This is a genomic window from Streptomyces sp. CWNU-52B (assembly GCF_047444975.1).
Taxonomy (GTDB): domain Bacteria; phylum Actinomycetota; class Actinomycetes; order Streptomycetales; family Streptomycetaceae; genus Streptomyces.
Genome location: NZ_JBLFJV010000021.1, coordinates 1 through 9,189, shown reverse-complemented (window position 1 = coordinate 9,189; position 9,189 = coordinate 1). Strand labels below are relative to the sequence as shown.

Annotated in this window: 5 protein-coding genes and 1 pseudogene (1 of these 6 only partly in view); 3 read left to right on the top strand and 3 right to left on the bottom strand. The window is 72.1% G+C overall.

Features of this window, described 5'->3' with window-relative positions:
- Together ACLVWQ_RS21040 and ACLVWQ_RS21035 are read left to right on the top strand one after the other, a co-directional pair.
- Window positions 1–332 (top strand): annotated as a pseudogene (locus ACLVWQ_RS21040) (shikimate dehydrogenase) (it extends 560 nt beyond the left edge of the window).
- A 118-nt stretch (window positions 333–450) separates the two neighbouring features.
- On the top strand, window positions 451–2,310 hold the full coding sequence (locus ACLVWQ_RS21035) for a bifunctional sugar phosphate isomerase/epimerase/4-hydroxyphenylpyruvate dioxygenase family protein (protein WP_414110578.1): 1,860 nt from the start codon (window positions 451–453) through the stop codon (window positions 2,308–2,310).
- Between the two features lie 32 nt (window positions 2,311–2,342).
- Here ACLVWQ_RS21035 and ACLVWQ_RS21030 read toward each other — a convergent pair whose 3' ends face one another.
- Both ACLVWQ_RS21030 and ACLVWQ_RS21025 read right to left on the bottom strand, forming a co-directional pair.
- Window positions 2,343–3,722, bottom strand: coding sequence for a hypothetical protein (locus tag ACLVWQ_RS21030; protein ID WP_414110576.1), 1,380 nt, complete (start codon window positions 3,720–3,722; stop codon window positions 2,343–2,345).
- Window positions 3,709–6,603 (bottom strand): peroxidase family protein, encoded by a 2,895-nt coding sequence (locus ACLVWQ_RS21025; RefSeq protein WP_414110575.1) that lies wholly within the window; start codon window positions 6,601–6,603, stop codon window positions 3,709–3,711. Before ACLVWQ_RS21025 ends, ACLVWQ_RS21030 begins: the two co-directional genes overlap by 14 nt.
- Before the next feature lie 581 nt (window positions 6,604–7,184).
- On the opposite strand from ACLVWQ_RS21025, the gene ACLVWQ_RS21020 reads away from it, so the two are divergent.
- Complete coding sequence (locus tag ACLVWQ_RS21020) at window positions 7,185–8,501, top strand: lipase family protein (RefSeq protein ID WP_414110574.1); 1,317 nt, start codon at window positions 7,185–7,187, stop codon at window positions 8,499–8,501.
- Window positions 8,502–8,538: 37 nt separating this feature from the next.
- On the opposite strand, the gene ACLVWQ_RS21015 is transcribed toward ACLVWQ_RS21020, so the two are convergent.
- Entirely contained in the window at window positions 8,539–9,126 is a 588-nt protein-coding gene (locus ACLVWQ_RS21015) for a histidine phosphatase family protein (protein WP_414110572.1), read from the bottom strand.
- Window positions 9,127–9,189: the final 63 nt, after the last annotated feature.

Sequence of the window (9,189 nt, the reverse complement as noted above, 5' to 3'; positions counted from 1 at the left end):
CGGAGCGGGCCGCCGCGCCGCTGGACGGGGTGGACGGGGTGGTGCATGCCACGCCGACGGGGATGGCCGCGCACCCTGGGTTGCCGTTCGCGGCGGGGCTGTTGCATGCGGGGCTGTGGGTGGCGGAGGTCGTGTACCGGCCGTTGGAGACCGAGTTGTTGCGGGTGGCCCGGGGGGTGGGGTGCGCGACGCTCGACGGTGGGGGGATGGCCGTGTTTCAGGCCGCGGACGCGTTTCGGTTGTTCACGGGGCTTGAACCGGACGGGGCGCGGATGCTTTCGGACATCGCCGAGTTGGCCGGGGCTGCGGGTGCCGCCGGGGCGCGGGGGTGAGGGCGCGTGGTGGCTGGTCGCGCAGTTCCCCGCGTTCCGCGTTCCGCGTTCCTGAGAACGGCGGGTCGGTGTGGGGGTTTGCTCGGGCGTGAGCCCTTGGAACTGGAGGAGTGACATCGTGCGTACCTGTATTGCCACCGTTTCTCTCAGCGGGGCTCTGACCGAGAAACTCACCGCCGCCGCGCGGGCCGGGTTCGACGGGGTGGAGATCTTTGAGAACGATCTGCTGGCCAGTCCCCTCTCTCCGGAGGAGATCCGGGCCCGGTGCGCCGATCTCGGGCTGAGCATCGACCTCTACCAGCCGATGCGGGACATCGAGGCCGTCCCACAGGAGGAGTTCGAGCGGAATCTGCGCCGGGCCGAACACAAGTTCCGGCTCATGCGACGGCTCGGCACGGACACCGTGCTGGTCTGCTCCAGCGTGTCGCCGCTCGCCGTCGACGACGACGCCCTCGCCGCCTCCCAGCTGCGCCGACTCGCCGAACTGGCCGACGGCTTCGGCATCCGCGTGGCCTACGAGGCGCTGGCCTGGGGCCGGCACATCAGCACGTACGACCATGCCTGGCGGGTCGTCGAGGCCGCCGACCACCCGGCGCTCGGCACCTGCCTGGACAGCTTCCACATCCTCGCCCGCAGCTCCGACCCGAAGGACCTCGAAGGCATCGCGGACATCCCCGGTGAGAAGATCTTCTTCCTCCAGCTCGCCGACGCCCCGCTGATGGCGATGGACGTCCTGCAGTGGAGCCGCCACTACCGCTGCTTCCCGGGGCAGGGCGGCTTCGACGTCGCCGGGCTCGCCGGGCGGGTGATCCGGGCCGGGTACCGGGGGCCGCTGTCCCTCGAAGTCTTCAACGACGTCTTCCGGCAGGCCGAGGCCGGGCCGACCGCCGTCGACGCGCTGCGCTCGCTCCTCGTCCTCCAGGAGAGCGTCGGCCTCACCGAGACACCCGCGCCCGTCGTGCCGACCGGCATCGCCTTCGCCGAACTCGTCGGCCCCGACGTCGAACCCGTCTCGGAGGTCCTCCGGGCGCTCGGCTTCGCCCGGACCGCCCGGCACCGCAGCAAGCAGGTCGACCTCTGGCAGCAGGGCGAGGCCAGGGTGCTGCTCAACACGGGCCCCGCCGCCCGCCGCGACGGCACGCGACTGGCCGCCGTCGGACTGGAGTCGCCGGACCCGGCGGGCGCGGCCCGGCGCGCCGAGTCGCTGCTCGCTCCCGTGCTGCCGCGCCGCCGTGCTCCGCGGGACGTGCCCCTGGACGCCGTCGCCGCACCCGACGGCACGGAACTCTTCTTCTGCGCCACCGACCGGCCCGAACTACCCAGCTGGACAAGCGACTTCGAGCCCGTCGAGCAGCCGGCGACCACCGCCACCACCGGCACCGCCACCGGCGGGGTGCGGCGCATCGACCATCTCGCCCTCACCCAGCCCTGGCACCAGTTCGACGAGGCCGCCCTCTTCCACCGCAGTGTCCTCGGGCTCGGTGCCCAGGAGAGCGTGGACGTGGCCGATCCGTACGGGCTCCTGCGCAGCCGTGCCGTCACCGACGGCGACGGCGGCGTCCGTATCGCCCTCGGTGTCGGACCGGCACCCGGCGCCGACGAGGGCGGGCGCGCCCAGCACATCGCGCTCGCCACCGACGACATCGTGACGGCGGCCCGCCGCTTCCGTGCCGCGGGCGGCCGGCTGCTGGCGATCCCCGCCAACTACTACGACGACCTCGCCGCCAAGTACGAGTTCGCCGAAGGTGAGTTGGAGACCTTCCGCGAACTCGGCATCCTCTACGACCACGACCACGACCACGACCACGACCACGACCACGACCGGGACGCGGGCGGTGCCTTCCGGCACTGCTATACGGAGACGATCGGCCGGGTCTTCTTCGAACTGGTCCAGCGCGACGCGGGCTACCGCGGCTACGGCGCGCGGAACGCCCCGGTGCGGCTGGCGGCACAGCACGTACGCCGGCCGGTGCGCTGAACCGATGGCGGCCGAGCGGGTGATCCATCCGCTCAGCCGTCCCACACGTCCGCGTGGGCGCGGTGGGCCGGCGTCAGGCCGTTCACGAAGAAGCGGTCGTAGTACTCGTCCTCGACATGGTGCGCCTGCAGCCAGACCCCCGGGACATGGATGGCGTCCGTGTGCGCGGGGAACCGCCGGTGCGTGGCGATGACGTACTCGCACACGTCCCGCGCGCAGTCGACGACCCGTGTCTCGTACTCGCCGGCCTCGGCCAGATAGCGCTGCCCGTAGTCCTCCTTGTAGATCCGGGTGAAGATCTCCTTGTCCGTGTAGGTGCCGCCGGGCCCGAACTTCGCCCGGACGATCGCGTCCACCGCCGCGGTCATGGACTCGTACGCCGGTGGGCACGCGGCCTCGATCAGGGGCTCGCCCTCGGGGGAACTGAGCCCCACCGGGTGCGAGCGCAGTGTCGCGTACCGGGGCAGCGGCACGTGCCAGCGCCAGACGTCGGCGAGCCGCCAGCGCGGGGTGACGAAGGTGAAGCCGAGCATCCTGCCGTACGCCCGGGAGAACTTCGGGTCGCCCAGGGCGATCTGCGGGTTGATCGAGGCGTGGATCCAGGCACCCAGACCCATGCCCTCGGCCGTGAGCATCAGGTTCTGCAGCAGCAGGTCCGCCTCGATCTGGGTGCGCATCGGGCCGAGGGCGCCCAGCGGCAGCTTCAGTTCGCCGTTCAGGAACCCGTTGCGCACCCACTTCCGTACCCCGGCCGGGCGGTAGAAGTTGCGGTCGTCGACGAGGGTCGGGCGGGCTCCGTCCGGCTGGGTGAGCAGGTACATCAGCGCGTTGACGTACTGGTGGGACAGGTCGACCACCGGCAGGAACAGCGTCGTACCGGGCAGGTTGGACAGGAACCGGTTCGAGTCGAGGTACGCCGGGAAGTCGCGCATCCCCTCGGCCACGTCGAGCCGGTGGTCCAGGACCCGCACCTTGGTCTGGCGGGCCCTGGCGATCAGGGTCGCGGCGTCGAAGGGTTCGTGCGGGGCGGGCTCCAGCCTGCGCAGGTAGTACGTACCCGAGTCGTTGATCATGAAGAAGTGGGTGCCCTGCGCGTTGTCCGGGCTGCCCGCCGTGCGGCCCGTCATCGTGAGGTTGGGCTTGGCCATGACGGGCTTGCCGTCCCGCGGGTCCTCGAAGGGCCGGTCGGGCATGGTCAGCCCGGTGGCGCCGGTCAGCGCGATCAGCACCGCCTCCTCCAGCTCCGACAGGGGCCGCGGTGGGTGCTCCGAACGGTGGCTCATGGACCCGGCCGGCACCGACGCGCCCCGGCTGACCCGGTGGGTGCGGCGGCGCCAGAGGGTCTCCAGGAGGGGCCGCGCCAGGAGGTCGTCGAGCCCGGGGTGCCCGGAGCGGGGCTCAGCGCGCGTCACCGGAACCTCCGCCGTCCGTGGGCCGCAGCGGCCGCCAGGGTGCGAAGGCGCTCGCGTCGCGCGGCAGCAGCGCGGCCAGCTCCGGGCAGTGCCGCAGGATGACGGAGTCCATGCCGCCCTTCTCGACCCAGTCGATGCCGAGCGGTGTGTAGATCTCGGGCCGGTAGTCGACGGTCAGGAAGCGGTCGCTCTGCAGGCGCCGCGTCGCCATCAGGATGAAGACGCGGAAGGCCGTGTCGCTGAAGCCGAAGCCCGTCGGCGGGTTCTCCGCGAACAGGCCCACCACCGTGTCGATCTCGTCGACCGAGCGGTACACCTCCTTGAGCCGCGCCAGCGACTCGGCGTTCCGCGTCAGCTCCTCGAAGGACCGGATGCGCTTCTTGTGCAGGCCCTCGCGGAAGTCGTTGTAGCGCGGCACGCCCCGCCGCCTGGTCCGTACGAGGTCCACCACCGACAGGTCGATGATCTCGCCGTCCCGCTCGAACTTCCGCAGCGCCTCAGGGTAGTTGTGCAGGGTGATCGCGCCGGGGTGGGCGATGCCGAACGAGTACAGCGCGTTCGTGAGCCCCGTCTTGCGGATCTGCGACTCGGCGGCGCCGCCCTGGATGTCCAGGAAGCCCACCGTCTCCAGCCGCTGCCCGAAGTGGTGCTCGCGCAGCTCGAAGTCGTCCGGGACCAGCGGATGCATGCGGTACACCGTGACGAAGTCCTCGGTCAGCGAGTAGGGCGCCGCGTGATGGTCCGGCAGGGTCTGCGGGATGCCCTTGAGGGAGTGCGCCTCCAGCAGCCACAGGCCCAGCTGGTTCAGCCAGTTCTTCGGCGGGCCCTGCCAGTTGGTCTTCAGGCCGATGTCGATGGCCTTGGTGGCGAGGATCGCCGGGGTCCACTCCACCGTGTGGATCTTCGCGATGAGCGCGGAGACCACCAGCCGGGCCGTGTGGTAGATCCGCTCCTCGCTCATCGACGGATACTCGGCGCGCAGCGCGTCACAGACCGCGTTGTGCTCCCGCGCGAACAGGGTGTGCATCGCGCTGAGGCCCATCCACCAGCTCTCGTTGAACCCGGTGAGCGGGATCCCGTTCTGCCCGCCCGGCAGGTGCCCGTCCTCCAGCCGGAGCCTGGCGCCGCCGTCGGGCTCCCGCAGGAAGCGGGCGGTGCCCTCGTCGCCGCCGTACACCTCGGAGCCGTCCCACCAGTGCGAGGCCGTGTTCCCGAACAGGATCGGTGGACGGCCGCCGCCCTGCCGGAGCCCCTCGTTCTCGGCGAACCGCATCACGTTCTCCGCCGACCCGCCCGGTGTGTTGTACCAGGGGTCGCTGCCCGGCGGCAGCGGCACCTCCACGGACGGCCCGCCCGCCGGGTACCTCCGGTGGTTGACCCAGTCGTGCACCTGGAACTGGATCCAGGCGGCGGCCAGTACGTTGAGCGAGGTCGCGGGCACGAAGCGGTCGCGCCGCAGCAGCTGACGGCTGACCGTGACCGGGTTGGGCGTGTCGAACTGGTCGGGCCGGTACACCGGTTGGAGGTTCCGGCCGAAGGCCGCCCCCACGGCGCCCATCCTCGGCTCGGACAGATCGTTGTACGTCCCGTCGTACGAGCGCTCGGTGCGCAGCCGCTCCTCGATCGGCTCCGGTACGGGCTGCGCCGTGGGCGGGGCCTCGTGCACCTCGGTGTCGATCAGGTTGTACCGGCGCAGCACCTTCCGCAGGAACACCAGGTTGAGCAGACTCAGCTGCAACGGCAGCCGGTGCCACGGCACATACCGGTTCAGCAGGGTGAAGGCCGCGCCGACGGGCCGGCCGAGGACGCGGTTGCGCGCCGGCTCCTCGGTGACGAAGCGCATCCCGAGCCGGTGGGTGCCGCTCGCGTGATAGGCCGCCTTGCGGGCCCGGTTGAGGTTGCCCAGCGGGCGGAAGTCGTCGGTGGTGTACCAGGGGTTGAACACCAGGCCCTCGACGCGGCGGGCGGCCGCCCGTGCCTCGGCCTCGTCCAGGTCGTGGCCGGGCACGGTGAGCCGGGCCACCGCGATCGGCGGGGAGACGGCGTCCTTCCAGTCGGCCGAGGTGTCCTCGACGGGGGTGCGCAACTCGTCCACGTACCGCTGGACGCACAGCTCGAACGCGACGTCCGTCGAGGCGAGCCGCCGGGCCAGCTCACGGTGCAGGAAGTCGGGGTCGCGGCGGTCGGGCGGGGGCGCGGCGGGGGTGCCGGCGGCCGGGCGCAGCAGGTAGCGCACCGGTCCCGCCTCGCCCCAGAGGATCGCGCCGCGGCTCCAGTAGGTCTGCGTGGCGAGGGAGGTGACGGTCTGTCGGGTGGCCGCCTGTATGTTGCGCCGCATCCGGGTGGCGGTCTCGACCCCCACCGCGAGGGGGAGTTTCACGAAGAGCCCGAACGCCTTCTGGAGCGGGTTGCGGGCGCCCGCCATGGCCTTGGCGAAGGCGACGAACTCCCGTGCGTCGCGGGCGTGCGACACCGGGTAACTGGTGGCGAGGAGGTCGTGGCTCTCGTCGTCGGAGACCCGTACGCGCAGGGCCGCGCCGCGCAGGTCCGGGGTGCCGTCGCCCTGCCGGATGCCGCTCGCGTTCGACAGCCGCAGGGTCACCGGGTACTCGGCGCCGGGGCGGGCGTAGCCGACGCGCAGGGCGGTGGGCAGGTCGTCGTGGAACCGCAGGCGGGCGTTCTCCACTCCCAGGGGGGCCTTGGCGTGGAGGGCGCGGGCGATTCCGCTGCCGCCTGTGGCCCGGCGGTTCTTTGCCTGTACCACCATCAGCTCCCGGGCCAGCCGGTCGAAGACCAGCCGTTCCGCCTCGGGGCTGCCGCCTTCGTAGTGTTCGTACCGCTGCTGTTCGTGCCGCTGATCGTGCTGCCCGGTATCGGCCATCGGTCGCTTCCTTCGTACGGATGCGTACGGGACAGGGGGCAGCACGCTACCGGCGGGCGGGGGTGCCCGCAGCGGTGGTTCCCGCCGATGTGCGGGGGCCGTGCGGCGCGCGCCGGTCACTGGCGCTCGGCGGATCGGTGCAGGTCGGGTGAGGCCTCGGGGTCCTTCGGCGCGTCGGCGGTGCACCGCGAGGCTCGGGGCCATCAGGGGCCACAGGGGGACGCGGTGGGGGTGGCCGGGGAGTGTCGGGTGCGGGTGGGTGGGGGTTGGGCGCGCCGTTCCTCGCGCTCCCCTGCGGGGCTTGGGCCGGTTGTCGGGTGCGGGTCGGTGGGGGTTGGGCGCGCAGTTCCCCGCGCCCCTGGAGGGGGTGGGTGTCGGGGGTTTGTTGGTTGGGTGCGGGTCGGTGGGGGCTGATCGCGCAGTTCCCCGCGCCCCTTACGGGGCGCGGGTGGGTGGTGGGAAAAGGGTGGGGCGTATGACTGTGCGGACGGTCCCCACGTAGCCGCAGGGGGTGGTTGACGGGTCGATCGTGTGGTGGTGTGCTCGGCTTTGCGTGCGGTGCGATCCGGGGGAGGTCGATCATGCGCGACGACCGCCATGCCAAGGGCCCGAGCTTCGCCGAACTGCGCCCGCTCAAGCCCGGGACGGACGCCGGACCCGGGCCCGGGGCGAGGGGCTTCCCGGTCCATCCCGACCTGGCGGAACGGCTGCTGGACGACAAGGGCCACCCCGACCCCGACGGAGTCGTCCCCCACACCATGGCGACCTGCGCGGCCTACGCGTACGCCGGATACGCCCAGCGCGGCGACCCGGACACCGTGGCCATGATCATGACGCGGCTCGGTCTGCCGGAGAACGACTGCCAGGTGTTCGAGCAGCGCGTGGACGCCATGTACATCGCCTCGGCCGCCTACCTGATCCAGGACAGGGACCGCGGGATCGCCGTCCTCTGCTACCGCGGCACCCAGCCCGAGGACATCATCAGCATCCTCACCGACGCGGACGTACGCCCCGAGACGCTCGCCGTCGAACTCGCGGGCCGGCGACACGAGGTCCACGCCGGCTTCTACCGCAACGTCCGCGCCACCCGCCATCTCGTCATCGAGGCCCTGGACCGCGCGCTGCGCGGCGAGTCCGTGGTCCCCGGCCGGACGGGCACCCGCGGCGACGGCCTTCAGGCGCTCTACATCACCGGCCACAGCCTCGGCGGCGCGATGGCCGCGCTGATGGCGGTGATGCTCACCCACGAGCCCCGTTACCGCTCCCTCGCCGACAAGCTCCGGGCCGTCTACACCTTCGGGCAGCCCATGGTCGGCGGACCGGACTTCGCGCGGGCCTGCGAGGACGCCGTCGGCCCGCGCGGCGACCGGCCGCTGCGCGACCGGATGATCCGCTACATCTTCGACCGTGACGTCGTACCGGCCCTGCCGCCCCGCCCGGTCGGACCGTACGCGCCGTTCGGCAGGGAGTTCCACTACCGCAGGTCGCGCGGGCCGATGGACACCGCCCTGACCCTCGCCGCCGACTCCGCGCTGGAGGCGGTGACCCTCCCCGGCGAACTGCTGCGGACCGTGCTGGACAACCCGTTGCGTCAACCGGGCGCGCGCCTGGGCGAACTGACGACCCGTACGGTCGACTCGCTCCGGCGGTCCGTGCGCCCGCTGTCGCGCGTACGGCAGGAGGGCTGGCGGGAGAACACCGAACCGGGCCTGCACTACCCGCAGATGGACTCCCTCGCCGGCCTCACCGTCGTGGCGCCGCTGGCCTTTCTCGCCACCCGGCTGGCGCTGACCCGGACGATCCCGTTCAAGTACTCCTTCGACGACCACGGTCCGGGCCACTACGTCAACGCCCTCGCTCCACCTTGGGTGTTGAGCGAGTTCGGCGACGTGCTGTAGCCCGGACCGTGGTCGTTCCGAAGAGCCGAACCGTGTTCTACGGCTTGGCGTTCCACTCCGCGACGACCGGGCGGCCGTGCTCGGTGGACAGCCGGCTCACGGTGGCCGTGTCCAGCCGGAACAGGCGCCCGTCCGAGGCGGACAGACCCAGCCGACGGGCGGTCAGGACCCGCAGGAAGTGGGAGTGGGCCACGAGGACCACGTCACCGTCCTGGAGCGCCTTCTCCGCGTGGGCGAGCACCCGGTCGGCGCGTTCGCCCACCTCGACGGGCGACTCGCCCAGGTGCCCGTCAGGGCCGGGCGGCACCCCGTCGTTCCACAGGTACCAGTCGGGCCGGGTCCGGTGGATGTCGACGGTGGCGATGCCTTCGTACGCCCCGTAGTCCCACTCGTGCAGATCGGGGTCGACGACGGCCCCGGTCAGCCCCGCCAGCTCCGCGGTCCGCACGGCACGCCGCAGCGGGCTGGTGAGGACGAGGGCGCAGGACCGTGCGGCGAAGAGCGGGACGAGGGACCTCGCCTGTTCCTCGCCGTGCGGGGTGAGGGGCAGATCGGTCCAGCTGGTGTGCTGCCCCGACCTGCTCCACTCGGTCTCGCCGTGCCGGACGAGGAGGAGATCACCCATGACTCCTACTTCGCCGACTCGACGGCGTGGCCGCCGAACTGGTTGCGCAGTGCGGCGATCATC

Bases quoted from the DNA above. Each gene is read 5' to 3' on its own strand.
- ACLVWQ_RS21025 (WP_414110575.1), bottom strand. From the start codon at position 6,603: ATGGCCGATACCGGGCAGCACGATCAGCGGCACGAACAGCAGCGGTAC.
- ACLVWQ_RS21020 (WP_414110574.1), top strand. From the start codon at position 7,185: ATGCGCGACGACCGCCATGCCAAGGGCCCGAGCTTCGCCGAACTGCGC.
- ACLVWQ_RS21015 (WP_414110572.1), bottom strand. From the start codon at position 9,126: ATGGGTGATCTCCTCCTCGTCCGGCACGGCGAGACCGAGTGGAGCAGG.